The organism is Candidatus Nitrosocosmicus sp. FF01 (assembly GCF_047711275.1).
Lineage (GTDB): Archaea > Thermoproteota > Nitrososphaeria > Nitrososphaerales > Nitrososphaeraceae > Nitrosocosmicus.
This window is the reverse complement of the sequence record NZ_JBLNIG010000001.1, coordinates 832,997-859,115: the sequence shown is the minus strand read 5'-3', so window position 1 is coordinate 859,115 and position 26,119 is coordinate 832,997. Positions and strand designations below refer to the sequence as shown.

The window sequence follows — 26,119 nt, the reverse complement described above, 5'->3', positions numbered from 1 at the left end:
AATATATATTATTTATACTAGAATCAGAAGATTAATCTAAGCATCAAATCATTCTCATAATATGGTATGGAGTAAAGCCGATGCAAGGGTTTGGAATAGTTTTAGACAACACAAAATGCTGATTGTAAGTATGATCCTCATGCTAGGACTATTAACAGCTGTATCATCTATTAATTCCAGTTTGAGTTTGAAAATAATTCACCAACAGATGGTTAAAGATGAAAATGAATTTTTTCACTTGATAGGGATTGCTCAAAACAATATCAATAAAACGATAGACAATATATATGCAATAGGGACCATTTTTGGTACTGATAATACCAAGTTAGGAAGTTATAGCACTCAAGTAGAGGTTCATCCGTTGAACCCGTTGGAATTAACACCATACGATATTATAATTTATGATAAGGATCAGAATGATCAGATCAAGAATCATTCTGTACGATTTACATTCAATACATCTGACTCTCAGAATTTGAAGAATTTCAATATTCACTCAGTAAATTCAAGGTCGGATATGTTAGGGTTTTATTTTATCAGTGGCAGAATAACTAATGAAATGAGTGCCATTTCAAACAATACTCTTGTAATTGCGACTGTTATGGACAAAGATGAAAAATTACTGGGTGTTTGGAAAGCACAAACCGAGCCGTATAATATCGCCCCGTTTTCCACTGCATCTTTTACAATTCCTGTTACGGATAATAACCAAGGTTTAAGAATAGCTAATTATACTCTTTTCGTTAACAATTCTTGATAAGGTATCAAATTTTATAATAGACCTGAACCCATGAGAAAACACCCAAAACATGAACGAGACACATGAATCTCAATCAGATCTAGGATTTTTTAAAGATAAAACATATTTTTCGATTTCGTTGAACCTTTGTATCGCATTTTCGCTCTGCATAACTGGAGCAAAAGTTTCATCAGTTTTAATTTTTTGGAGTACTAATATGACTTCATCTATTGTAACTCCATGTTTCAAATCGTAATCAACCTGTTTGCAACAATTGGCAATAGTCCCATACCTTTTGTGTTGTCTTTTTTCCCAAATACTGGCTGTTTCCGAGAGACCTGTAATAAATTTCTTAATAGTTTTTTCAACATGTTCTAAATGCCATTGCTTCATGGGAAAACTATTTTGAGTCAAAAAAATATCATATATTATTACACCGAACATACATATAAGTGAAACTTGAAGTGAGATAGGCTCGAAAAAATTTTATAGCAGATGTTCTTTATTTTAAATAATTAGGATAACTTATTAACGATGATTGCTAGGTGTGTTCCGATTTATCCATATCCCGTCTTATCTGTTGAGACATCTGATAATAGAAAATTTCTTGTAATATCTGATATACATATCGGTTGCGAAGATAGAATTAAGCAAGCGGGTATTTATGTTGACCCCAAGGAAAATGTAAAAGATCTCGTTGCCATCCTAATGACAGTTCAATCAAAAACAGGAATTGAGAATTTGATTATTTTAGGGGATGTAAAATCTTCAACCAATGTGATTACAAGGTCCGAATGGGATAACGTTCCTTATTTTATAAAAAATTTGACGAGTAAATTTAATTTGTATATAATTCCAGGGAATCATGATGGCAATTTGAGTCTACTATTACCAGTGGAAGTCAAATTAATGTTGGCAAAGGGAATGCAACTTGATAACATCCTCTTTATTCATGGTCATACGATCCCCAAAATAACTAAGAATTTACAGAAGATTATAGCAGGTCATTTACATCCTATTTTAAAGAAGGAAGGGAGTATACTGAATGGTAAAAAAGTTTGGGTTAAGATTGAACTTTCCAAATCTGATGCTAATCCAAATAATTTAAAAGGCAAAATTGTACGAAATATCGAATTAATACTAATACCTCACTTTAATAACCTTCTCGATTTTTTCACAAGCTCTAACAAATGGCAACAAAGATCCAACAAAAGGTCAGTATTACCTCTCTTGGATACCATGTTAAACAAACAGAAATGGATAATTAATAACGCGTTCGTTTATACTCTGGACGGTTATTTAGTAGGAACGACAGACGATCTAAGTACCATGTTATATTAAGGATGATCCGACACAGAAATAAAATCCAATTAATATTCGTCTACAGGTCTTACTGTAGGCTTGTTTGTTTTGATCCATTCCAATGTCTTGACAAACGAAACTGTGCTTTCTACGGTAGTCAGAACCGGAATACCCATTTCTACTGATTTTCTTCTAATTTGATATTCATCATCTAGCATCCCAACATATTTTTCTATGGTTGAAGTAGAAGGAACATTAATTATAAAATTAATTTTTCTGTCAGTAAGCAAATTCAATATATTTGGTTGTCTATCAGGTTCGCTAATCTTATGAACAAGTTCAATACTTTCAAAACCGGATTTTTTGAAAAATTCAGCTGTATGCTCGGTTGCCAGAATTTTAAAGCCCATTGCGGAAATTAACGAGACTATTGGAGACAATTTTTCTTTATTTCTTATTCCTCCTATGGTAATCAATGCTGATCCATGCGTTGGTAAAGAATAGCCTGCGGCAAGATATGACTTTGAAAGTGCATCATAAAATGTGTTACCAAAACATGCAACTTCACCTGTTGACTGCATCTCCACGCCTAACATTATGTCTGCACCCTCAAGTTGCATAAATGAAAACTGAGGTACCTTGATACCAAAACCAGATTTTTTAAGCCAATGTTCATTATTTATATCGGGCAATTTTTTATCCAGTATTGCTTTTGATGCCAATTCGATCAGATTTAGATCATAGAACTTGGATACAAATGGCATTGAACGAGAGGCACGAACGTTCGCTTCGATGACATAAACTTCGTTATTTTTAACAAGGTATTGAATATTGAGCGGGCCCTTAACATTCAAAGCTCCACCTATTTTTAGAGAATAATCAATGAGAGTATCCATTGTTTCGCGATTTAATCTCCATGGTGGAATGCACATCATCGCATCCCCAGAATGAATTCCAGCGTTATCTATATGTTCTATTATAGAGCCTATCACAATCTTCTCCTGACTACCAATTGCATCAACCTCTACTTCTGACGCATCTTCCAAAAACTTGCTAATTACAATTGGATAATCTGGACTTACACTTGAAGCCTCCATTACAAATTGCTCCAATTGTTTTTCACTCCATACTACCTTCATTGCTGCTCCACTCAATACGTAAGACGGTCTAACTAAAACTGGATAGCCTTCTTGCAGGGCAAAATTTTTAGACTCTTCTAGGCTAGTGAATATTTTCCAAGGCGGTTGTTTTATTCCCAGATTGTCAAGTAATTTACTAAATTTAGAACGATCCTCAGCACTATCAACATCTAAACTTGAAGTTCCTAAAATGTTAACATTATGTTTGTTTAATCGTGAAACCAAATTATTTGCACTTTGTCCACCTACACATGCAACTAAACCTTTAGGGTTTTCCTTTTGGTAGATATCAAGAACTCGCTCCAAAGTCATTTCTTCAAAGTATAGCCTATCAGGAACGTCGTAGTCTGTGGAAACTGTCTCAGGATTACAATTAATGATGGCCAAATCATCTATATTGTTATTTCGAAGGCCATAAACCATATTGACCGTAGCCCAATCAAATTCTACGCTGCTGCCAATACGGTAGGGGCCGGCTCCAAGTACTATAATGGCCTTGTTCATCTGATTCTTGGCAAAAGTTATATCGTCAATAATCCCATTATAGGTCAAATACAAATAGTTAGTCTTTGCTGGCCATTCTGCAGCCAAAGTATCTATCTGTTTTATTACTGGTAAAATACCCAGTTTATTTCTCAATTCCCTTACTTGATCTTCATTCAGACTCCAACATCGACCTATTTGTTTATCAGAAAACCCCAGTTTTTTAGCCTCCCTTAATAAACTCAAATTTAAGTTTGCTTTCTTAAGCTGTTCCTCCTTATCTATAACATTCTTAATTTTTGCTAAAAACCAAGGGTCAATTGAAGAGAGTCTACTGATGTGGTCAATGCTCATTCCAAACTTGATAGCTTTAACTACGTTGAATATTATTTCATCATCAGGATAAATCAAAGAGTATTCTATTTTTTCAATTATGGCTGTCTCTGTATAGCTGGTTACATCCTCTAGCTGTTCTTTCCCAAGGATAACTGGTTCTTCATCTCCAATATTACATACCAGTCCATCTTTACCGATCTCACACATCCTTATTGCTTTTTGAATGACTTCTTCAAAGCTTTTGCCTATAGCCATAACCTCGCCTACAGACTTCATAGCGCTCCCAAGCTTTCGCTTCACCATCTCAAATTTCCTAAAGTCCCAACGAGGCATCTTAACCACCATGTAATCCAGGGCAGGTTCAAAGCACGCAGATGTTACCTTGGTAATCTTATTGACCAATTCAGGTAACGTATAACCAAGGCCAATCTTAGCAGCCATATAAGCCAACGGATAACCTGTAGCCTTACTAGCCAGTGCAGAAGATCTAGACAACCTTGCATTAATTTCTATGGCACAATATTCCTCGGATAGTGGATTTAATCCAAATTGTATATTACATTCGCCGTTAATTCCACAATAACTAGTAGCTCTTAGGGCAGCATCCCTTAGCATATGATATTCTTTATTATTCAAAGTCTGTGATGGAGCAACAACAATATTATCGCCTGTATGAACTTTCATGCCCAACACATTTTCCATATTACAAATTATTACGTTGTTACCTTCAAAATCTCTCATGACTTCATACTCAATTTGTTTCCATTCCCCAACGTATTTTTCTATCAATACCTGATGGACCATACTTAAGGATAATCCTCGTTGAACTATTTCTTGTAAATCGTACTCGTTGTATGCTACTCCACCCCCTCGGCCACCTAAAGTATAAGCAACCCTTATGATTACCGGGAACCCTATTTTCTTTGATATTTTCAATGCTTCTTCGTAAGAATATGCCGTTGCACTATCTAAAACCGGAACGTTACTCTTTAGCATAGCATCTTTAAATTTTTGTCTATCTTCAGTTAGTTTTATACCTTCTATGGAGGTATTGAGCACGTCAATATTGTACTTCTTCAAAATATCATTATCATATAAGTCGACACCGCAGTTCAATGCGGTTTGACCTCCAAAACTTAACATAATTGAATCTGGGCGTTCTCTTTCGATCACCTGTTCCACAAAACTTCTAGTAATTGGTAACAAATACACTTTATCTGCAAACTTATTATCGGTTTGAATTGTGGCAATATTAGGATTAATTAGTACGCTTGTGATCCCCTCTTCCTTTAAGGCCTTGAGGCATTGAGATCCAGAGTAGTCAAAATAGCGGTTAGATAATTAATCTAACTCTCGCCTGCTTCTCCGATCTTTATTGCGCCGCTGCCCAGTACAAGAACCTTACGTATATTCCCGTTTCGAGGCATTAATTGTCATCACAATTACCAATCTAATCAAAACTATCTTCCTTTCGAATTAAATTTATATCTTTTTATGAAGATTCAATCCCTGCTTTTTTAACTAATTCCTTGAATTTTTCGAAAACATACAAGCAATCATCAGGACCCGGTGATGCTTCAGGATGAAATTGCACTGCAATAATAGGCTTATTCTTATGTTGTATTCCTTCAACAGTATTGTCATCTATATTTTTAAACCAGATTTCAAAATCGGTATTCTGTAAGCTATCCGAGTCAATACCGTATCCGTGATTCTGACTTGTAATCAGAGTAACTTTCGAATCTAAATCAATGCAACTCTTATTCTGACCGCGATGTCCAAATTTTAGCTTGTGGGTTTTTGCACCACTTGCTAAGGCAAGGATTTGATTCCCCAAGCATATCCCTAATGTTGGAATTGAATTTTCTATTATCTCTGACGCGGTTGAGATAGTTTGTTTACAAATAATGGGGTCTCCCGGGCCGTTGCTAATCACTACTCCAACTGGGTTATAATCTAAGATGTCTTTTAGTGTTGCATTCCAAGGAAGTCGAACGACACTAAATCCCAATTTAAGCAAGTTCCTAATTATACTAAATTTGGTTCCCGTGTCAATGAGCACAACCTTTAAGTCATTATTTCTATCACCATATAACTTAGGTTCTGAGATTGAAACCTCCGGCATAAAATTATAGGAATCATATTCAAATTTATCCTCAATCAAGTCCTCTGAGCCTTCCATCATTAATTTTCCACTCATTACACCGTGTGAGCGGATTTTTTTTGTCAATTCCCGGGTATCAACGTTGGTAATCCCAGGAATTCTTTCATCGTACATCCATTGATCCAATGTCCTGACGCAAGTCCAATGACTAGACACATTTGATAAATTATTGACAATTATGCCGTTTGTTTGAATCCGGTCTGACTCAAAATATCGAGGTAGACCAAATTCATCCAAGTTATCCATAGAGGGTACACCATAATTACCAATTGAAGGATAAGTAAAACAAAGAATCTGTCCTTTGTATGATGGATCTGTCATTGTTTCAGTGTAACCCACCATGCCCGTATTAAATACAATTTCTCCCGAAATATTAGTCGGAAAACCGAATCCTATCCCTTCAAAAATTGAGCCATCTTGGAGAATAAGCCTGGCTTTAGTATTATTTATTTTATTAAAGAGAGTTGGAATACTTTATCCCCTACAACCCAAAAAATTAAATCATTTATAAATTTTTGTAAAGGTATTTCAAATACTAACCCCGTTGCTGTAATTGTATTCTCTGTCTCTCCACCTAATTTTCGCATTATTTTTAGAGGTCAAAATTGACCACACAAAAGAGAAAGAAACTACCACACAACCTACTGGTGCACCAAGAAAATAAAGTGTATTATGAGTATTAGCTTTCTTTAATTGGTAATAATTTATCATAAAAATACTGACTACGCATAGGATAGAGAAGCTTAACAGTAAATACACAGACAGGTTTGGCTCAGGATTCAAGGCTATCACTAAAAGACAATATAGTATAACTAGAAAAGGAAAGCCCATTAAAAGAAAAATCCCAACAGTCATAACAACAGAATTCGTTCGGTCTGTAAAAAATAAGGGTACAATAAGTCTTTTAAGCGAGTTCCATAATGTACTAAAATCACGTGCCCAAAAGGCCTCGAGTAGATTTTCTCCCCTAAACATTTTCAATTTGTAGCCCTCTTCCTTCAACTTTTTACCCAAGGCACCATCCTCAACAATTTCAGACTTTACAGCCTCGTGAGTTCCGACTCGTTCATAGCATTCGCGGGTGATCACAAAAAAACTTCCAAAAAGATATCCTATTTTTACTCTAGGATCATTTACTCTCATAGGAGAGTACCTACTAAACATGAATACTGAAAGAATCGGCAACACCAACTTGACTATAAGGTTCGGATATTTCAATTTAGGAACAGCAGTAAGCACATCCAATTTTTCCTCCCTAAGAGTATGAACTGAATCCTTGATACTATTCCTTGAATGAATCGTATCCGCATCCGTAAACATCAGATAATTTCCTCTTGAATTTGTATAGCCAATATAGCATGGCCAATTTTTCCCTATCCAGCCTTCTGGCTTAGGTCCTGCCTTAAATATCCGGATTCTTGTATTCTCCTGAAATCGCTGAATAATTTCAAATGTCGAATCAGTCGAATTGTCATCGACCAACAAGATTTCATAATTGTCTATATTTTGATCCAATAGACTAGCAACACATTTCTGTATGTATTTTTCTTCATTTCTAGCTGGAATAATCACGCTTATCAAATCGCCGTCTCCATGATATTCATTACCCTTGAGGATAACTGGGGATAAAGTGAACGATCTTTTCAAAACTACTAAAAGATAAATCCAAATTCCAAAAGCACCTAAAACTATTACTGAGAATAAGAAATTAATAAACAAAGATATATCCAATAAGAATTTAACGCCGATTGTACCATATAAAGACACCCAACAGTCTTAGATCTTTACTAAACATTTTTAAGTTAAAATTATCAATAAGTTTAGTTGATGCCAAAAAGCAAGACCAATAAACTAACAATTAGTTTAATAATAATTGTAATATCAATCATTTTTTTCACCCCAAACTATCAGAGTCAAACCGCATTAGCACAAAGTGATCAAGTTTCAGGAGGGGGCATCCTCTCCTGCGATTTTGTACAATTTTGTTCAAATCCAGTAGAGATAACTAGAAACTTATCGGATTCTTCATCGCTAACTACTTCAGAGCAAACGATAGAAACTACTCAAGCAGCACCAGAGGATGAAACTCAAGCAGCACCAGAGGATGAAACTCAAGCAGCACCAGAGGATGAAACTCAAGCAGCACCAGAGGATGAAACTCAAGCAGCACCAGAGGATGAAACTCAAGCACCTGGAACAACCGAATTAATCCCCGACGTAACTTCGAATATATCCCTAATTATGACCCCTGACTTGCCTGAGAGTTTGGGAGTCGATGAATTCCCGAGTACCATGGAACCTGCATTGCAAAGTGCAAACGATACAATGCAACCCACGGTCGAAGACACTCCAGCGAGTAATTTAAGTGTCATACCTGAAAATATTACTGTAATTACCCCGTCTTCGGAGATTCCACCTTCAACATTAGAGGAAAATGTCACAGTAGCGATCGATAACGAATTAGAAAATAATACAGACAATGTTCTAGACAATGCAACTACAGCATCAAACATTATTCCACTTGAAAATTTAACATCACCTGCGAGTCAGAACCTTACTCAGACGATAGCTGCAAACGAGACCATTGATTCAACTGCTGCAAACGAGACCATTGATTCAACTGCTGCAAACGAGACCATTGATTCAACTGCTGCAAACGAGACCATTGATTCAACTGCTGCAAACGAGACCATTGATTCAACTGCTGCAAACGAGACCATTGATTCAACTGCTGCAAACGAGACCATTGATTCAACTGCTGCAAACGAGACCATTGATTCAACTGCTGCAAACGAGACCATTGATTCAACTGCTGCAAACGAGACCATTGATTCAACTGCTGCAAACGATGTCGTCACGTCTCCTGAAGAAGGGGGACAGGAGCAGGTGAATGTTACCACTACTAATACACCTCAATCAACATCTGAGCAAAGTTCTCAAAATCAACCATCTCCCACAGCATTTCTAGATCCAATCATCAATCCATTTAAAGAACTATTTGGCATAAAATAGCACCTTATAACTTTATTTATAAATGACGAAAATGACAGCAGCTACTAATGACAACAAAACTGAAATTAGCTTTGATGAATTTGCTAAAGTGGACCTCAAAGTTGGGATAATTACGGGTGCAGAGAACTTAGAAGGTTACAAAAAGATCTTAAAAATCACTGTTGACCTTGGTGACGAAAAACGTGTTATAATGTCAGGACTTGCAAGATTTTACAAGCCAGAAGAAATTTTGAACAAGAGTGTAATTGTATGTACAAATCTGGCTCCGCGCAAATTCGGAGAACAAACCTCAAACGGGATGATCTTAGCAGCCACAAATGATGATGGTAAACCAATATTACTTACAGTCTTGGAAGACATTAAACCAGGGTCTCAAGTATCTTAATTCTTCAAGAAATCGGCCTTGTAAATGAAAGGTATTACAAATGAGCAATAATTCAAAAGTCCTATTTAAGGGACGAACTGAGCTATTCCTTTTGTTTTTACATGCGATATTTTGATATACGTTTTAATGATATTATTCCTGACAAACACTCAAAGGTTTTGAGCAAGTGACTGGAAACGAAAAGGCTAATGAACCAGATAATATGGCTCATGAGAGGCCAAAAAAGCATTTGTTTCTACCATCAGGTAATTTTATGTGGGAAATAAGAAGTAAAAAGAACTGGTATACATATTTTATAGACTCTAATAGAGAATATTGTACTTGTAAGGGATACTATTATAATTATAACGAAAAAAAAGGATGTTATCATTTGAAAAAAATAATGGATTGTATTCCCGAATTAAAATACGAAGTCTACTTATACCACGACGATTATGCTATGGAATTTCTAAAAGGAGTGATCCTTCGCATCATTCCTGAGCAATAATCAATTTCAAATATATAATAGTAAAGAAACTTAACGGGTATGCACGGGTTTGAGAATGTACTGATTGTGGGTTCTGGCGGTCGTGAACACGCATTGGGTTGGAAGATCTCTCAAAATGAACATGTCCAGAAGGTCATATATGCTAATGGAAATGGAGGAACTAGCGAGAATATATCAATATCTCCAAATGATATTGAAGGGTTAGCCGAATATGCAAAAAATAATAATTGCTTTACAGTTGTAGGACCAGAAGTACCTCTCTCAATGGGAATAGTTGATTTATTTAATTCATTTGGACTACCAATTTTTGGCCCTACCAAGAGTGCCTCCAGATTAGAGTCTAGCAAGGAATATTCTAAACATTTCATGAAAAAATATTCAATTCCTACCAGTGATTTTCAGGTATTTAGCGATTATGACAAAGCCCTAGATTTTATTGAACATATTGATTACCTGCCTGTTATAAAGGCCGATGGACTAGCTGCAGGAAAAGGAGTATTCGTAAGTAGTAGCAAATCCGAAGCTGTTGATTCAATTGATCTGTTATTAAACAAAAGAATTTTCGGGGAATCATGTAATAAGATAATTATTGAAAAAAGAGTAATTGGAGAAGAGTTGTCTATGATGGCTATATGTGATGGCAACAGTTTTACATTGCTCGATTCATGTAGAGATTACAAGAGGGTTTTTGACAATGATGGTGGCCCCAATACGGGTGGGATGGGTAGTTATTCTCCTCTGCCCGAAATCACAGATATAGAGAGAGAATATATTGCAGAAAAAATATTTCAGCCAGCACTCAAAGGAATGAGTAATGAAGGGAGTCCATTTAAGGGGTTCCTCTATGCAGGATTAATGATAGAGAAGCATACAGGAAAACCCTTTGTGCTGGAATTCAACTCAAGGATGGGTGACCCTGAATGCCAACCCCTCATGATGAGAATGCAATCGGATTTATTCAAATATATCGAGGCTGCTGAAAACCAAGCATTAGATTCGATGAAACCTATCGAGTGGAGTAAAAAGTTTTCAGTTTGTGTTATAATGACGTCGAAGGGATATCCAGACAAGTATGAAACTGGATATACTATTAAAGGGATTAACAAAGAGTATGATCCTGATCTGATGATTTTCCACTCAGGAACGAAATTGAATCAAAATAATGAACTAGTGACAGCAGGTGGGAGAGTCTTAAGTGTAACGTCCATTGGAAACACAATGAAAGATGCGATCAACAAAGCTTATGAGCAGGTATACAAGATAAGTTGGGGCGAAGACCAGCAGCAATTTAGAAAAGATATTGGAGCCAAAGCACCCGGAAACTAGCAGTGAAAGCATTTAGCCTCAATTTCTGTGATCAAGAAGTCCATTTTCGCATCATGCTCACAATGATCGAATTCTTCTGGGTGAACTTGAAAAGTATACCCCAAACCAACAATTGTCAATTTACTAGAAGATATTGACGCTAGGAATTTATCATAGTATCCTTTACCGTAACCTATTCTATTGCCTACAATGTCAAACACTATTCCCGGAACTATTACCAGGTCTAGTTGATTATTCATCACCCCGTGAGTCACATTTGGTTCCATGATATTATATTTTCCCATCCTCAACCCTTTGTTTGATCTGTATTCGTAAAAATTTAGTCTATCGTCGACGAGCGCAGGAAAGCAAACAGTCTTGGAAGTCATTAAAGCGTGATTAAGAATTCTGAAAGTCTGCACTTCATTCAATATCGGGTAGTACAATCCTATAACGCTGGAACTGGAATAGAAATCCGAGTCAATAAGATTACCTTGAATTGTCCAGCTCCTTATAAAAGAATCAAACGAAGACAATGCTTTTCTTTTTTGAAGGTACTGCTTCCTCAAATTTGGTTTATCGGTTTTCATTTTTCTCGGTTAGCAGTCCAGACATCTTACTAGCTTCAACCGTATTCTTTAATAGCATACAGATAGTCATGGGTCCTACTCCCCCAGGGACTGGAGTAACATATCCTGCTTTTTTCTTAACTTCATCAAAATCGACATCACCACACAGCTTACCGTCAATTCTATTTGTTCCAACGTCAATTATGATGGATCCCTCTTTAATCATGTCTGCGGTAAGAATGAAAGATGTCCGTTTGCCGACAGCGGTAATAATTATATCGGCATTTCGAGAAAAATGAGTGAGGTCTTTAGTGTGAGTATGTGCAATAGTAACGGTTGCATTTTTTTTGAGTAAAAGACTCACTAGGGGCTTTCCAACTAGATTGCTTCGATTTATAACTAGCACTTTTAGGCCATCCAGCTCGACATCATAATAATTAAATAATTCCATTATACCAAGAGGGGTACAAGGTATTAATTTTGCTTGATTATTCATTAGCAACCCCGCATTCACAAATGTCAAACCATCTACATCTTTTGTCGGATTGATCTTATTAATGACTTTAGACTGATCCAAGTGTCTTGGCAATGGTAATTGCAATAATATTCCGTGAACAGAAGTATCGGAATTTAGATTCTCAATAATTTGAATTAATTCATTCTCAGAAACTCCCTTATCCAATCGATAATCCAATGTCTTTATTCCAATAGAATTAGCTGATTTTTGTTTATTATTCACGTAAATTATTGATGGAGGGTCTTCACCAATCAAAATGGTTGCTAGGCAAGGTGTTATCCCTGATTTGATCAAGTTATCAATTTCAGTTTTTAGGCTTTCTTTTATGTTCTGTGATACAGTTAACCCATCAATAATTTTAGCTGTCAATATTTAGATATGTAGAAAATGGATATAATTTTAATATTATCAATTCGGATTACTTAAAAACTACGAACTTGCTCCTAGTCCACAATTGCAAAAAAAAGTAATTTAGAAAAATTCTAATTCATTTTGACTTTACCTTTATCTTTGGTGTAATAGACGGTGATTTCAACTTCGCAATTGCAACTTCTGCGGCCTTTTTACCCGACAGTAGCATCGAACCGAATGTTGGACCCATTCTTGGTAATCCATATGTCTCAGTTACCGACATTCCTGCCGCAATCAATCCAGGATATACTTCACCAGTGGAGTTTACTACACCATCTTCTCCTCCTTCGACCCACATTGGATTCATTCCTTTCCAATCAACCAACCCTCTTTGCATAAGTCTCTTCACTGCTACTGAATCGTGGCCGGTAGCATCAATCACTAACTTGCTCTCAAAGGCAACTGGATCAACACATGTAATGTTTCTGGGCAATGCAGATACAGGCATCCAATTGACCACAACACCTCTAACCCTTTTATTTTTCAATACCAAATCATCAAATTTCGTAAGTTGTAAAAATCTTACCCCCGCATCACAAGCAGCAGATATCAATTTTGAACATGCGTCTGGGCCCCACGCAGCATACAGATTTTCATTTACCTTGCGATAAGGTACTCCTAATTCATCCCATACCTTTTGTGCGGGGGCTCTAACAGTTACCGGATTCATCATATATCCACCGACCCAATAACCACCTCCTAAATAATTATTCTGTTCGATAATGAGAGTTCTTAACCCTTTTTTAGCGATTTCTCTTCCGGCTGATAAACCGGCGGGTCCTGCGCCTAAGATTATTACATCTGAATCAGTATATTCTTGAATAGTTTCAAAAAACATTGAAGCTATGGAACGTGTAATTTCCTTCTCACTCACATCAGCAAATATTTTCTTTTCCATAAGTAAATTCCGAGATGGCAATATTAATACATTCTTTAATTAAGACTTGATTTAACAAGTCGATGCTCTAATTACAATGAAATAAACTTGATATGTTGTCAATCCATCAATATTTAATTATATTGAATACAGATGCCTATGCATTCCTAGAAGGTGTTATGCAACAGATCCATAAAATAAAAAAAGAATCCCCTCTCAAGTAAAGTACAAATTATTATACTATTCAATATTGTGCGGAGCCTTTCTTCTCTTTTTGAATATCAAATAGAGTACAATCACACCCGTTAAAGCCCCAATGATTAATGCAGACAACAGAGGAAAATATAACGATAAAGATTCGGATAATTTAACCCAAGAATTGCCTAAAAAGTATCCAGCAAAGACTAAAGCAATGCTCCAAACTAGAGATCCAAGGAATGTAAATAAAGTAAACTTACCAATAGGCATCTTAGCAATTCCGGCAGGAACACTAATTAATTCGCGAACTCCAGGTGCCATCCTACCCAAGAAAACTGCGTATGTGCCATATTTCTCAAACCACTTTTCGGCCGTTTCAATTTTCCTCTCACTTACAAATACATATTTTCCAATTTTTATAATTGCCAACCTTCCAATCTTCAGCGAAATGAAATAAATTAAAACTGCCCCAAAAGTAGCACCTATAGCACCGCATATAGCCATTACAAAGGTTTCAAAATAACCAAAATTAGACTTAAACCCTATAAATCCTGCTAGAGGAAAAATAACTTCACTCGGTATCGGTGGGAAAATTGTCTCTGCAAACGCTGCTAAGAAAAGGCCGAAGTAACCGTACGTAGAAACAAGAGATGTAATGACGTTGATGAGGTCCACCATTGATCAATTCAAGTTAATACCTTAAAATTAATTAGTTTTTGCTATTTTCGAAATTTTGAAAATAAGATTAATAAGTTATCAAAAGTAATTATTACTGTTGACTGACAAAAAATGTGCACTTTGTTTGGTAGAAATTTTAGATGAATCCAAAGTAAGTATTTGCGATGAATGTATGAAATGTGCCGACTGTTGTGTTGGTCTAGAAAAGCTTTAAGTTATCATAGAAAATCAACTTGATTCCACTATTTTCAGAGTATCTGTTAGAGTAATTATTCCAACTACGTTACCCTTTTCACTAACCAATACACATTTTGCAAATCTTACAAGTGACACCAAAGCTTTGGCTGGAGTAGATTCATCCACAAGAGGAGGTGGAGGCTCCATAACCGCTTTTATTTTGACCAAATGAATATCTCTATCCGTATTTTCTATCATGATTTTTGCTAAATCATCTTCCGTCAATATCCCCACTAGTCTTCCTCCATCAAAGACGGGCAATTGACTGATACTGTGATCCCTCATTTTGAGTATAGCCGCGCTGAGTGACTCTTCGCTTTGTATAGTAATTAGATTTCTATTACATATATTTCCGGCCTTAATGGAGGCATCGGATTCCATAGATAGCAGAATTTCAAATATGCGTTTGGCGGTATCGTAACTTGGTTTGCACCTACCTGACTCAATCTGATTAACCATAGAAGTGCTTATTCCGCAGAGAATTGCCAATTTTTTTTGAGTTACTCCTAATTTTAGTCGGGCTTGCTTGATATAATCAAGTCTAGGTAGCATGATAAATATCATTAGTCGAATTCGATTAATAATTTTAAGGGTATGACAAGGTGGTAGGTGATACGCAAAACTAAAATTTTAAAAAATATGCGACGGCCGGGATTTGAACCCGGGTTACCAGATTGGCAATCTGATGTCCTAGACCAAACTGGACGACCGTCGCCTTTCTGACTCTTATAAAATATTGGCTATATTAATTATTTGGTATTACAGAAGCCATGTGCTGATGACCTTGCACTCCATGATCTATGAATTTTGGAGAAATATTGTATGTACAGATTATCAAATTAACTAATAGAATATTGCAAATTTGTCAACTTGACTCCCTAAATTTCTATTTCATGTGTGGGTTCTAAAATTTTTTCTGTTCCAGTAGGCTTTTTCATAACGTTATATTCTTCAAAAAGTGAATCTAACGTATCCTTTTTAACAAAAAACTCTTTTTCAATAAACTCTGTATCGTGATTATCGCTATATTCCCGAATAAGGACTTTGAAAACACCTTTCTTAATTTCCCTCACTAAGAAATCAGCATTCTCACCTTCATAGTTAAAGTAAGTAACATATTCAGAGATAGGTACTTCCAATTTCCTCCAAATAAAGTCAAAAATTAACCAATATTAGTGTATCAAATTAGAAATGACAAGGTATATATCGGATAGCTGCTTGATTCTAGTTTATGACTTCGTGGCTTTTTGCTAATTCTTAAATAGCTAACAGACCCTGTAAATTTATGCACAAAAAGTCTGCTGAGAAAACCCCGATGGTACAAATTTCGGGATCATGTTTAGACTTTGAAAAAGAGAGAGAAACCATACTGGAATTCATAGGCGAATTGGAATGGGGATGTCATTATGGAGCAAAATTTGAATGCTCTTCAGAAGGAAAAACTATGGGTTGGGACTTTTTTAACATGTACTTTGAAATGGAGTTCATCACCACATTAGCGGAAGTGCATCCGAAAATACTAAAAGAAGAGGGGAATATTTTAGAACAACAATTCGTGTTATGGCTAGAGAAACAGTTTAAAAAAATTAAAAAAGACTATCATCTTAAATTAGTAGAAACTCCGTTTGAAATTTCAAAAGGGTTTAGAATTGACCCAGAAGCATATAGGACTGAAGACCGATTATGGGATCTTCGATAAATAATCTCAAATTTTTAAAAGAAATTGTAAATATGAGTTACTAGGATTGAACGTCATTATAGTTTCACATGAATCCGATGTTGATGGAGTTTTTTCAGCTTCGATAGTTCTTATGCGGTATCCTCAAGCCAAGATCCTATTCACTTCATATGGGAAGGTAAATTTTGATAAAATTTCTCAATTGATATATAAGGAGATTATTGAAAAGGCTAGTCCGGGTCTGTTGGTTGTTTGCGATCTGGGGCTAAACAAGGAAATTTTATTGCTAATGTCCGAGTTATTTGAATTTGCCCGCTCAAACAAATGGTCAATTATATGGATAGACCATCATCCATGGCCGCTTGAGGCATTGGAATTATTTGACAAAGAGCCCGAGGGAGATAGGAGATTGATTCTAGATACGTCTGGAAATAAGTGCGCATCAGAGTTAGCATATGAATTTTTTCTAGAAAATAACGTGCGAGCTAAACATTTGGCAATGTTGGCACATACGTCCGACTTCCTAATTAAAGACCAATTTATGCCTCCTTTGCCAGAACTAATCATCTATTACAAAACACTGCCCAACTTTTATACTAGACTGATATATCTTTCTCTAAAAATATCAAATGGGATGCTATGGGATACTGAAATGCAGGAAGAGTATAGAATATTTTCAAGGTTGCGAGATATATCAAAGGCAGAGGCTTGGAGTAAGTTAAAGCAGGTGAACCTAGACGATGATATTAAAATGTTCCTTATACCTACCAGTCCATACATCCAGTCCAGCTTATTCTCCGAAGAAGTATTTCAAAAAACTGATGGAGATATTATTTTTTTTCTGACAAGCGACGGTAAGGTCAGCATACGTCGAAATAATCCAAAGTTAAGATGTAACGATATAGCGGCCGAACTACTGGAAGGTGGCGGTCACAAATATGCAGCAGGTGGAAAAATCAGATCAGACCCATTAAACATTCCCGAAGTAATTATTGAGCTTCGCAATGCTGTTAAAAATTCGCTAAAAATTCAATAAGAATTAAAAAAGATTTTTCTATTGTGTTAATGATACCTCAATATATACATCTTCTGGAATTTTAAGGCGCATCAGCTGTCGGATAGACCTATCATCTGCCCCTAAATCGATTACTCTTCTGTGAACTCGGAGTTCGTATTTATCCCATGTATTAGTTCCCTGTCCACATGGTGATTTTCTGGTTACGACTCTCATCTTTTTTGTAGGCAAAGGATGGGGTCCCTTTAATCTAATACCATTTTTTTCTCCAATATCCTTAATTTCTGTACAGACATTCTCTAATGTTAGTAAGTTGGTACTAGTTAGCTTGATTCTGGCTTCTTGAGGCAACATTCGTCACGCTATTTTTTATTTGGATCGTACTTTTCGGTGATAGTTTTAACGATTCCAGCAGCTATTGTGGTTCCCATATCCCTGAGTGCAAATCTTCCAATTTCGGGGAATTCTTTGAAGGTTTCGATGGCCAGTGGTCTCACAGGTCGAATCTTTACAATTGCAGCATCCCCAGTTTTCAAAAACTTTGGTTTTTCTTCGACTATTCCACCGGTTTTTGGATCTATCTTTGCTACAAAGTCTGAGATAGTGGCTGCAACTTGCGCAGTGTGGGCATGCAATACAGGTGTATATCCAGGAGCCATCGCAGTTGGATGATGGATTACAATTATTTGAGCCTCAAATTCTTTTGCAACACTAGGAGGGCTATCAATATTGCCTATTATATCACCTCTATGAATGGCTTTTTTATCTACACCTCTAAGGTTAAATCCAATATTGTCTCCGGCTTCAGCATAATCCATTTGCGTATGATGAGTTTCTATAGATTTAATCTCTCCAGGAACTCCAGACGGCATGACAATCACTTTCTCGTTTGTTTTCATCTTGCCAGTTTCAACTCTACCCACAGGGACAGTTCCCACTCCGGTAATAGTGTAAACATCTTGAACTGGTATTCTCAACGGTTTGTTAATGGGCTTTTCCGGAGGTGTGAAAGAATCCAGGGCTTCAGCTAATGTTTGCCCCTTATACCAAGGCATATTTTCTGACTTCTTTACTAGATTGTCACCCTTCCATGCTGAAACTGGGATGAAACTGACTTTTGAGGTATTGTATCCAACCATTTTTAACATCTTTTCGACTATTTCTTTGACTTCATTATATCTTGCCTCTGTGTACCCGACATCATCCATCTTGTTTAAGGCAACCACGATTTGTCCTACACCTAGTGTTCTAGATAAAAAGGCATGCTCTCTTGCTTGTCCTCCGGGTTCGGTTGCAGCTTCGGTTTCACCGGGTTTAACAGAAACCACAAGGATTGAAGCATCTGCTTCAGAAGCTCCGGTTATCATATTTTTGATAAAGTCTCTATGTCCCGGGGCATCAATCAGAGTGTAAAAGAATTTAGGGGTCTCGAATTTTTGAAATGCTAGATCTATAGTAATACCCCTTTCTCTTTCATCTTTAATGCTATCAAGTACCCAAGCATACTTGAAAGTATCACCCTTCCCTGTTGCTTCGGATTCTTTAGCAAAAGAATCTATAGTTCTTTGATCGATGACACCTAAATCTACCATTAAATGACCAACGGTAGTTGATTTACCATTATCAACATGTCCTGTAACCACCAAATTCATATGTGGTTTTTTACTTGCGCTCATAGAAGATAAAAATCCATCAGGGGTTTATTTGTATTTCGTTATCTTTTTTATAATAACGTTTTACAAAATCATAAAATTACGAGGGGAAAATTGAGCAGATTGATTTTGCTTGTTTTTTAATCTTGAATACCTCTGTCATATCTTATCGCTGGTTAAAAACATTCTAAATTTTACGCACTATTAAGGATAGAAAAAGTAGCACGTTCTGAAAATCCCATGAAATCAAATTCTAACGCTCATTTTGAATTTCTATTGTATATATCTTCAATTCGAACAATGTCTGATTCATCAAATTCGCCAAAAGAAATTTCTAAGATGGTAGAGCAAGATTCTTGATTAATTATTCTGTGTTTTGAACCTTTAGGAATGAATATGGTGTCATTTTCATTTAGAATCTTTTTTTCACCATCATGTTCTACTGAAACCACTCCCTTAATTATTTTCCACCATTCTTCTCTTTTGTGGTGTAATTGTAAACTGGTTTGAGATTTTGGATTAAGATGCAATAGCTTTACAGTACATTTTTGATTTTCGACAAATTTTTCAAATTTCCCCCAAGGTCTGTTTTCTTCATAAATTTCTATCATTTTATCTAACATTAATGATTCGTCAACCTATATAAAACTAAATATATTTTATATAAATCATGTCAGAAATGTAAAAAAAATTTAACTTATATTAGCAAGAAGAAAACGATTTCAATCATTCATCTCTAAAGTTAACCGATATTACTATAGATAAAATACTCCCAATAAAAGCCAAATCGAAAAGCTATCTTATTGACAATAAAGCATCTTCCAAGGTGTTGAAACATTGCATGAACAAGTTATTGCTCCTATCATAAATCCAATGGGAAAATTCATCAAAAGTAAACACACGTTGGTGTTGAACAGCTATTGGTACATACCCTCCAAATGTAATGACCTGAATCACCACAAAGTCTTCATTTACAATAGCGAGTTCCTGTTCTCCATAATCACTTACTTCATCAAGCAAGGTAGTATACAGTATCACCGGTTTTCCTGTTTCAGCCACATTCTGAGAAAGATCCAAAAGTTTATCTTTAAAATTGTTAATTAAACAATTTTCAAAGGACATTTGTTTGCTTTCCTGCAGACCGGGCACTTTTTTCAATCACCTTAAAGTGGTATTGTAGAATTTATCTACATTAAAGATCATTTCATTTGACTTTTTGACTAATGTTTGTTAATCTCTAATTCTAGTCAAAAGATTTTTTTACAAAACTTGCTCATCCAATTGTTAAGTTGACATTCCAACCCTGGAAACCTCCAAATCTAGTTGAAAATTTCACTAGGACATGTTTGAATATGTGTCCCTACCTGATAGTGAAAAAAGTTTAGGTATATTTTGATGATAGTTTATCATCTTCCAGTGGTTGTCCATCGAATCAAAAGCGTCTTGAACTTTTGATTATTCAGATAAATAATTATTGGATATAGATAGATATATCTCTTCCATCAATTTCTACTTGTTTTGGTTTAATACCTCCATTAGAAATCCTATCAGGGAAAACTATCTTGTTAACTCTAACAAGATTTCTTAGAACATCTTCAAATTTTTGTATCTTACTTATCTCATCCTCACTAAAATTGGAAATATAAGCTGTGTCAAGGATTTTGGTCGGGGAGTAACCTAATTCCTTTCTTAACTGTTGAATATTGCGCGCCAAATCTTTGACCATTCCCTTGATTATAAGCTCATCGTTACGGTGTGTATTTAAGAAAAGAATCAGATTGTCTCGCTCTAATGCTGAATATCCATTCGTGGTATCAAAATCAATATTTACGTCTTCCAAAGTTAACTTAAATGATTTGCCCTCAGAATATTCTAGATCAAGTGATCCTGATTCTTGGAGTTGATCTAGTACAAAGTTTTTGTCCAGCTTATCAAATTTTTCGATGAAAAGCATAATATCGCCTTTTAGCTCCTTCGCAACAGTCTTTCTATTAACTGTCAGATTTGGAATGACAGGAGCATTATTTCTTATCATATCAACCAATTTAGCTGCCTTGTCTGTCCATCTTACCTTTTTAACGATAATATTTTCAATATTCATTTGCTCTCGCAGCAAACCTAGCATACCTTCCATCTCTAGAAACTCTACATCTTGACTAAAAACAAAAATCGACTCCAAGGGCCATCTCCTCTTTAGTTTGAGTTTATTTCTCAAAGAAAAAGACATTGATGATATTTCCTTTATCTTGTCAAATGCGAATTCAACTTTGTCATTTGAAACCTTTTTCAAAAATTCTATGTCTAACGATCTATCAAACAAAATCGATTCAACCCGTTTGAAATTAGATTGATACAAGAATTCCGTGATGAAGGGACAAATTGGATGCAATACAAGATCTAGTGCAAATAAACAACATGACAAAATCTTGTATACCGTAAATCTACGTTCCCTATTTTCCAAATCGTCACTCCATAAATCATACCTTATAAGAGGCACATACGTTTGGCTTAATGAATTGATAATGAAATCCTCAATTTCGTGGCAGGCCTCATGGAATCTACACTCATCTATAAGATTAGTTACATTACGAACCAATTTTTCAAGCTTTGTTAATATCCAAATGTCTTGACTTTTTAGCAGTTTTTTGGAGATTCCCATTTCTGGTTTTTGAGTTGATCCAAGATAATCAAAGACATCATACTCAGCATTTTGTCTATAATAGATATGTAAATAATATAATGTACTTAGCACCTGATGGGGTCTAGAAATCATTTCTTTGGTATCAAAATTTAATGGTTCTATTGGCGATGACTTCCACATAAAGTAAAATCTTACAAGGTCTACAGGGTTGTCTCTTAGAAGAGTAAAGGCATCCACAACATTTCCCAAACTTTTGCTCATCTTATTTCCCTTTTCGTCTAATACGTGACCTGTAAAAAGAAATGATTCAAATGGGGATTGAGAAGCATTCTGCAAAATTACATTTAACATTAATAAGGTATAGGCCCATCCTCTGGTTTGATCTATTCCCTCAGTAAGAAAATAAGCAGGTATCAGTTTATCATACTCTGGATTTGTTAATGAGGAATATGGTGCACTCCCGCTGTTGTGCCATGTATCTAGTACGAATGGCTCCCTGGTCATCTCCGCATGGCATTTGCTGCAATGGATTATTATTTCATCTATCCATGGCCTGTGCAATTCAAAATTTTCGCCATTAGGTAGTTTGGACGCCCTATGAATAATTTCTTTTCTTGAAAATAATCCTTCGATTGAAGAACAATTTTTGCACTTCCATATTGGTAATGGGGTGCCCCAGACTCTTTCTCTTGAAATACACCAGGGGACTTTTTCCTTAATTATTTCAAGAAATCTATTTTTCGGTTGTTCATAATAGTATTTCACGTTTGAAGCTGCTTCAAAGGGCTTATTCTTCAAATTTTCAATCATGTAAAAATATTCTTTTCGAGCTAGCCATACAATCTTGTGGTGAGATCTCCAGCATGTTGGATACTTGTGCATGAGCCTGCTAATTTTTACCACAGAATTTAGTGACTTCATGTCTTCGACGATTTCTGCATCTACATCTCTCACGAATTTATTTTGATATTTGCCTGCATCTACAGTAAAGTATACTCGGTCATCGATAGGCACAAAAATTGGTAACCCTCTCTTTGTTGCAATATCAAAATCCTCCTCCCCATTAGCTGGGGATAAATGTACTAATCCACTCCCTGTGGTAAAATCAACAAAATCTTCGGCAACTACGAAATGAATCTTTTTACTAATCGCAAGTTTACTCAATTCGGGTATGTTACCTAATAATGGATGGATATAGAACTGCCCGTTCAATTCTTTACCTTCAAAGGTATTTATTATCTTATATTCTACTATTTTTAATTCCTTCATAAGTGCTTCAAGCCTATTCTCCGATACAATCCATTTTTCAACAACGTTATCTTGTCTTACCTGTATAGTCACATATTTCGCATGAGGGTTGATGCCCACCAACTCGTCTGTTACGAGAGTAAAAGGCATTGTAGTCCAAACAACTAAGTAAATATCACTATCAGCAAGTTTAACTTTGTAATAAAAAGAAGGATCTTCAACTTGCTCATAGCTCTGGTTAATCTCCGCATTACTAAGAGAAGTCTGACATGAAGGACAATATGCTACTACCCTAAACCACTCCTTGAGAATTCCCACCTCTAGAGCTTTTTTGATGTATATCCATTCTCTTTCTATGTAAGAATCCTTGTAAGTCCAGTAGGCATTTTGGTAATCAAAAGACATTCCAATAAGCTGGTCTACTTCTACCCATTTCTTGTTGTATTCTAAGATTATTTTCTTACATGTTTCTACGATTCTTTCAATGCCCACTTTTCTTAGGTTTTCGGACTTGTTACCTGTCAAGCCCAATATTTTTTCTGCCTGGAGTTCCACAGGTAATCCTTGCGAATCCCAACCGGCACGGAATATCATTTTCTTTTTTTGGATGAAGGATTTTCGATACCAAAGATCTTTTATGATTCTTCCCCTCAAATGTCCTAGATGTGGTTCCCCATTCATGGTTGGTGGTCCTTCTACGTATCCTATAGTTGATGAAAAGTTATTTTGATTATCTATAAAATTCTTGATTTTGATCTTAAAGGAGGGATCATTATAGTAACCTCTAATTTGGTTTTCAATTTCTTTTAAGTCAAGCTTACTTTCCAAATTCATAGTATAACTGAATCCAAGTCTACAACCTCTCTTAAATTTTTGGAAAAACTAGTTCACCTCAATCGCCAACAGCAAAATTATCAAGAAATCTTGATTGAAGTCCACGATCTAGGTCGACTAGTAAAAAGAAAAAACCTGATAGATAGTAAGTTAGCATTTGTGTAAATATGAAAAAGCTTTTTTATGTATAATTGATACATAGAAATATATTAAAAAAAGCGAGAAAAGTTAGACTATATGAATACTTTTGACCAAATCGGGTCTGGAAAAAACCCTCCTAGTAATATTAATGTGGTAATAGAAATTCCCCAAAATAGTAATATAAAGTACGAAGTAGACTCTGAATCAGGAATTCTTTTTGTAGACAGAAAGTTGCATACTTCAATGGTTTATCCGTTTAATTATGGATTCATTCCAAAGACCAGAGAAGAGGATGGTGACCCTATAGATATCTTAGTTTTAAGTAACGATGCATTTTCACCCTTATCAGTTGTGAGATCAAAACCTATCGGTGTGTTAATTATGGAAGATGAGGAAGGTCAAGATTCTAAAATTATCGCCGTTCCCAATGAAAAAGTTGATTATGATTATTCAAAGTATACGGAGATAGAGCAGTTGGATGGCAGAATACTTGACAAAATAAAACACTTCTTTGAGCATTATAAAGAGCTTGAAAAAGGAAAATTTGTAAAGGTTACTGGGTGGGAAAATAGTCAGAAAGCAGAAAAAATTATAAACGAAGGGATTGAACGATTCAGTCAAGCTACCTGATAATTATAATGCCTTAAACTGTTCACTCCAACGTAAATATGCACGGATCATTTCCGGGCTTACACTCGGCTTTCTTACCTTAAACATTTCCTTAAAATCTAACAAGGTCAGTTCTCTTGGAAGAGTGGCCTCGTCCATCGGTTCTCCTTCTTCGAAAAGTTCGTTTACAACTTTTAATTGTGCTGACTGGCAAATATCTTTTATATCACTTGCACTATACGCCTCTGAAAGTTTTGCCAAATCATCCACTTTTACAGTCTGATCTCGAGCTAGTTTTGAAGTGTACTGTTTGAAAAGATTTTTACGTGAAGCTAAGTCAGGCAAAGTAACATATATTCTCTTTTGAAACCTTCTTAAGAAACCTGATTCTAAACTCCAAGGTTTGTTTGTAGCCCCTATCACGTATAGAAAAGAGTCTTTAGATTTACCATTAATACCATCCATTTCGGTTAAGAATTGATTTTTTACTCTTACCTCGCCTCCAACCTCTCCGTTGCGAGTGCCCAATAAGGAATCTATTTCATCAATAAATAACAGAATAGGTATTTTCTCTTTTTCGTGTAACGCTCTAGCAAATGTAAATAGTTTTGAAATATTTTTTTCTGCTTCTCCTAGCCATTTGCTCATCATCGATGCTGCATCGATATTAATAAAATAACCATGTATCTCTGCAGCGGCTGCCGCTGCAAGTAAAGTTTTACCGCATCCCGGAGGTCCAAACAACAATATGCCGCGTGGCCATCCCAATGGAAACAAATCAGCTCGTTTGGTAGGATATACAATAGATTCCCTTATGGCTCTTTTTGCATCATCTAAACCAATAACTTCCTTCCACGTTACCATGGGTTTTTCTTTGAGCACAAGATTTTCTAGCTCTTTACTCAATTCTTGAATCAAATTACCATTGTGGTTGGTTGAATTAGGTCTGTTTCCATGATCATTGTGGTTATTGTTGATCTGAGGATTATTAATTTTGAGTTGAGTATTATTGTGAACATGTTTAGAATTAAGAGTAGACGGACGGTTGTCAATTCTGGCGGGTTCTTTCAAATCAGAACCTGAGTAATCTTGTCGTTTGTCATCGTCTATTATCCCATTTGCCATTTGAATGGCCTTTATCCTATTCTGATATGCACTTGCTCTTTCCAAATATACTCTATTCAGTTTATATTCTGGATAAATTTGAACCAGTTTAATGAGTGCCTCGGTTGCCCTCTGATAAGAGCTAATAGCAGAAGAATGCGACCCCTGAGAATCAAGCTTTATAGCCTCGGCTGCAAATTTACTTGCAGTATTCTCTAATTCCTGTGGTGCAAGTGTCATCGTAGTATATTCTCAAATATGCTTATCAAAGTCTTTGAAAGGATATAAAGTAAACAGAATTCATCTAATCGATAAAAAAATATAGACCTGTACTGAAAAATCTACTGAAGGAATACTT

At 35.8% G+C, this 26,119-nt stretch carries 24 protein-coding genes, 1 tRNA gene and 1 pseudogene; 9 read left to right on the top strand and 17 right to left on the bottom strand.

The features are described 5' to 3' along the window. Positions 1 to 61: 61 nt before the first annotated feature. A complete protein-coding gene (locus ACMT7R_RS04660) occupies positions 62 to 757 on the top strand; it encodes a hypothetical protein (protein WP_415310313.1) in 696 nt (231 codons plus the stop codon). 72 nt (positions 758 to 829) lie between these two features. Here ACMT7R_RS04660 and ACMT7R_RS04655 read toward each other — a convergent pair whose 3' ends face one another. Beyond that, entirely contained in the window at positions 830 to 1,153 is a 324-nt protein-coding gene (locus ACMT7R_RS04655) for a hypothetical protein (RefSeq protein ID WP_415310312.1), read from the bottom strand. Between the two features lie 120 nt (positions 1,154 to 1,273). Between ACMT7R_RS04655 and ACMT7R_RS04650 the strand changes: the two genes are divergently transcribed. Further along, positions 1,274 to 2,080 carry a metallophosphoesterase gene (locus ACMT7R_RS04650; RefSeq protein WP_415310310.1) on the top strand — a complete coding sequence of 269 codons (807 nt, stop codon included), beginning with the start codon at positions 1,274 to 1,276 and terminating at the stop codon, positions 2,078 to 2,080. 29 nt (positions 2,081 to 2,109) lie between these two features. Here ACMT7R_RS04650 and carB read toward each other — a convergent pair. The 3 genes and pseudogenes from carB to ACMT7R_RS04635 all read right to left on the bottom strand — a co-directional run bounded on the left by carB (position 2,110) and on the right by ACMT7R_RS04635 (position 7,882). After that, positions 2,110 to 5,426: pseudogene (gene carB / locus ACMT7R_RS04645) on the bottom strand (carbamoyl-phosphate synthase (glutamine-hydrolyzing) large subunit). A gap of 65 nt (positions 5,427 to 5,491) precedes the next feature. After that, the gene (carA, locus tag ACMT7R_RS04640) at positions 5,492 to 6,613 is read right to left on the bottom strand and encodes a glutamine-hydrolyzing carbamoyl-phosphate synthase small subunit (protein ID WP_415310574.1); all 1,122 of its coding nucleotides are present in this window, start codon (positions 6,611 to 6,613) and stop codon (positions 5,492 to 5,494) included. Between the two features lie 78 nt (positions 6,614 to 6,691). Then, entirely contained in the window at positions 6,692 to 7,882 is a 1,191-nt protein-coding gene (locus tag ACMT7R_RS04635; protein WP_415310309.1) for a glycosyltransferase, read from the bottom strand. Between the two features lie 108 nt (positions 7,883 to 7,990). Between ACMT7R_RS04635 and ACMT7R_RS04630 the strand changes: the two genes are divergently transcribed. The 4 genes from ACMT7R_RS04630 (at position 7,991) to purD (ending at position 11,373) form a co-directional block, all read left to right on the top strand. Continuing rightward, entirely contained in the window at positions 7,991 to 9,175 is a 1,185-nt protein-coding gene (locus tag ACMT7R_RS04630) for a calcium-binding protein (RefSeq protein ID WP_415310307.1), read from the top strand. A gap of 31 nt (positions 9,176 to 9,206) precedes the next feature. Further along, positions 9,207 to 9,560 (top strand): methionine--tRNA ligase subunit beta, encoded by a 354-nt coding sequence (metG, locus tag ACMT7R_RS04625; RefSeq protein ID WP_415310305.1) that lies wholly within the window; start codon positions 9,207 to 9,209, stop codon positions 9,558 to 9,560. Positions 9,561 to 9,726: 166 nt separating this feature from the next. Then, complete coding sequence (locus ACMT7R_RS04620) at positions 9,727 to 10,047, top strand: hypothetical protein (protein ID WP_415310303.1); 321 nt, start codon at positions 9,727 to 9,729, stop codon at positions 10,045 to 10,047. A 39-nt stretch (positions 10,048 to 10,086) separates the two neighbouring features. After that, a complete protein-coding gene (gene purD, locus ACMT7R_RS04615; protein ID WP_415310301.1) occupies positions 10,087 to 11,373 on the top strand; it encodes a phosphoribosylamine--glycine ligase in 1,287 nt (428 codons plus the stop codon). On the opposite strand, the gene ACMT7R_RS04610 is transcribed toward purD, so the two are convergent. The 7 genes from ACMT7R_RS04610 to ACMT7R_RS04580 form a co-directional block, all read right to left on the bottom strand. Continuing rightward, positions 11,370 to 11,942: a 5-formyltetrahydrofolate cyclo-ligase gene (locus ACMT7R_RS04610; protein ID WP_415310299.1), complete on the bottom strand. Its 573-nt coding sequence runs from the start codon at positions 11,940 to 11,942 to the stop codon at positions 11,370 to 11,372. The two genes, purD and ACMT7R_RS04610, sit on opposite strands and share 4 nt — an antisense overlap. Beyond that, on the bottom strand, positions 11,929 to 12,807 hold the full coding sequence (locus ACMT7R_RS04605; protein ID WP_415310298.1) for a bifunctional 5,10-methylenetetrahydrofolate dehydrogenase/5,10-methenyltetrahydrofolate cyclohydrolase: 879 nt from the start codon (positions 12,805 to 12,807) through the stop codon (positions 11,929 to 11,931). The genes ACMT7R_RS04610 and ACMT7R_RS04605 overlap by 14 nt, the downstream gene beginning before the upstream one ends. A 118-nt stretch (positions 12,808 to 12,925) precedes the next feature. Further along, positions 12,926 to 13,747, bottom strand: a complete 822-nt coding sequence (locus tag ACMT7R_RS04600; RefSeq protein WP_415310297.1) for a sulfide-dependent adenosine diphosphate thiazole synthase — start codon at positions 13,745 to 13,747, stop codon at positions 12,926 to 12,928. A gap of 219 nt (positions 13,748 to 13,966) precedes the next feature. Beyond that, on the bottom strand, positions 13,967 to 14,602 hold the full coding sequence (locus ACMT7R_RS04595; RefSeq protein WP_415310296.1) for a DedA family protein: 636 nt from the start codon (positions 14,600 to 14,602) through the stop codon (positions 13,967 to 13,969). 228 nt (positions 14,603 to 14,830) lie between these two features. After that, a complete protein-coding gene (locus ACMT7R_RS04590) occupies positions 14,831 to 15,391 on the bottom strand; it encodes a CBS domain-containing protein (RefSeq protein ID WP_415310295.1) in 561 nt (186 codons plus the stop codon). Positions 15,392 to 15,479: 88 nt separating this feature from the next. Further along, positions 15,480 to 15,554: transfer RNA gene (locus ACMT7R_RS04585), tRNA-Gly, on the bottom strand. A 163-nt stretch (positions 15,555 to 15,717) separates the two neighbouring features. Continuing rightward, the gene (locus ACMT7R_RS04580; RefSeq protein WP_415310293.1) at positions 15,718 to 15,978 is read right to left on the bottom strand and encodes a hypothetical protein; all 261 of its coding nucleotides are present in this window, start codon (positions 15,976 to 15,978) and stop codon (positions 15,718 to 15,720) included. 146 nt (positions 15,979 to 16,124) lie between these two features. Here ACMT7R_RS04580 and ACMT7R_RS04575 point away from each other — a divergent pair, with 146 nt between their 5' ends. Together ACMT7R_RS04575 and ACMT7R_RS04570 are read left to right on the top strand one after the other, a co-directional pair. Continuing rightward, positions 16,125 to 16,538 carry a hypothetical protein gene (locus ACMT7R_RS04575; protein WP_415310291.1) on the top strand — a complete coding sequence of 138 codons (414 nt, stop codon included), beginning with the start codon at positions 16,125 to 16,127 and terminating at the stop codon, positions 16,536 to 16,538. Between the two features lie 46 nt (positions 16,539 to 16,584). Next, positions 16,585 to 17,553, top strand: a complete 969-nt coding sequence (locus ACMT7R_RS04570) for a DHH family phosphoesterase (protein WP_415310289.1) — start codon at positions 16,585 to 16,587, stop codon at positions 17,551 to 17,553. Positions 17,554 to 17,571: 18 nt separating this feature from the next. Here ACMT7R_RS04570 and rpsJ read toward each other — a convergent pair whose 3' ends face one another. The 5 genes from rpsJ to ACMT7R_RS04545 all read right to left on the bottom strand — a co-directional run bounded on the left by rpsJ (position 17,572) and on the right by ACMT7R_RS04545 (position 23,907). Continuing rightward, entirely contained in the window at positions 17,572 to 17,883 is a 312-nt protein-coding gene (gene rpsJ, locus ACMT7R_RS04565; RefSeq protein WP_148686504.1) for a 30S ribosomal protein S10, read from the bottom strand. An 11-nt stretch (positions 17,884 to 17,894) separates the two neighbouring features. Further along, positions 17,895 to 19,208, bottom strand: a complete 1,314-nt coding sequence (gene tuf, locus ACMT7R_RS04560) for a translation elongation factor EF-1 subunit alpha (RefSeq protein ID WP_415310288.1) — start codon at positions 19,206 to 19,208, stop codon at positions 17,895 to 17,897. A 236-nt stretch (positions 19,209 to 19,444) separates the two neighbouring features. Beyond that, positions 19,445 to 19,807, bottom strand: coding sequence for a phosphomannose isomerase type II C-terminal cupin domain (locus ACMT7R_RS04555; RefSeq protein WP_415310286.1), 363 nt, complete (start codon positions 19,805 to 19,807; stop codon positions 19,445 to 19,447). Between the two features lie 172 nt (positions 19,808 to 19,979). Further along, on the bottom strand, positions 19,980 to 20,333 hold the full coding sequence (locus ACMT7R_RS04550) for a hypothetical protein (RefSeq protein ID WP_415310285.1): 354 nt from the start codon (positions 20,331 to 20,333) through the stop codon (positions 19,980 to 19,982). 322 nt (positions 20,334 to 20,655) lie between these two features. Next, positions 20,656 to 23,907, bottom strand: a complete 3,252-nt coding sequence (locus ACMT7R_RS04545) for a class I tRNA ligase family protein (protein WP_415310284.1) — start codon at positions 23,905 to 23,907, stop codon at positions 20,656 to 20,658. Positions 23,908 to 24,144: 237 nt separating this feature from the next. On the opposite strand from ACMT7R_RS04545, the gene ppa reads away from it, so the two are divergent. After that, positions 24,145 to 24,678 carry an inorganic diphosphatase gene (gene ppa, locus ACMT7R_RS04540; protein ID WP_415310283.1) on the top strand — a complete coding sequence of 178 codons (534 nt, stop codon included), beginning with the start codon at positions 24,145 to 24,147 and terminating at the stop codon, positions 24,676 to 24,678. A 3-nt stretch (positions 24,679 to 24,681) separates the two neighbouring features. On the opposite strand, the gene ACMT7R_RS04535 is transcribed toward ppa, so the two are convergent. Next, the gene (locus tag ACMT7R_RS04535; protein WP_415310282.1) at positions 24,682 to 26,001 is read right to left on the bottom strand and encodes an AAA family ATPase; all 1,320 of its coding nucleotides are present in this window, start codon (positions 25,999 to 26,001) and stop codon (positions 24,682 to 24,684) included. Between the last annotated feature and the right edge of the window lie 118 nt (positions 26,002 to 26,119).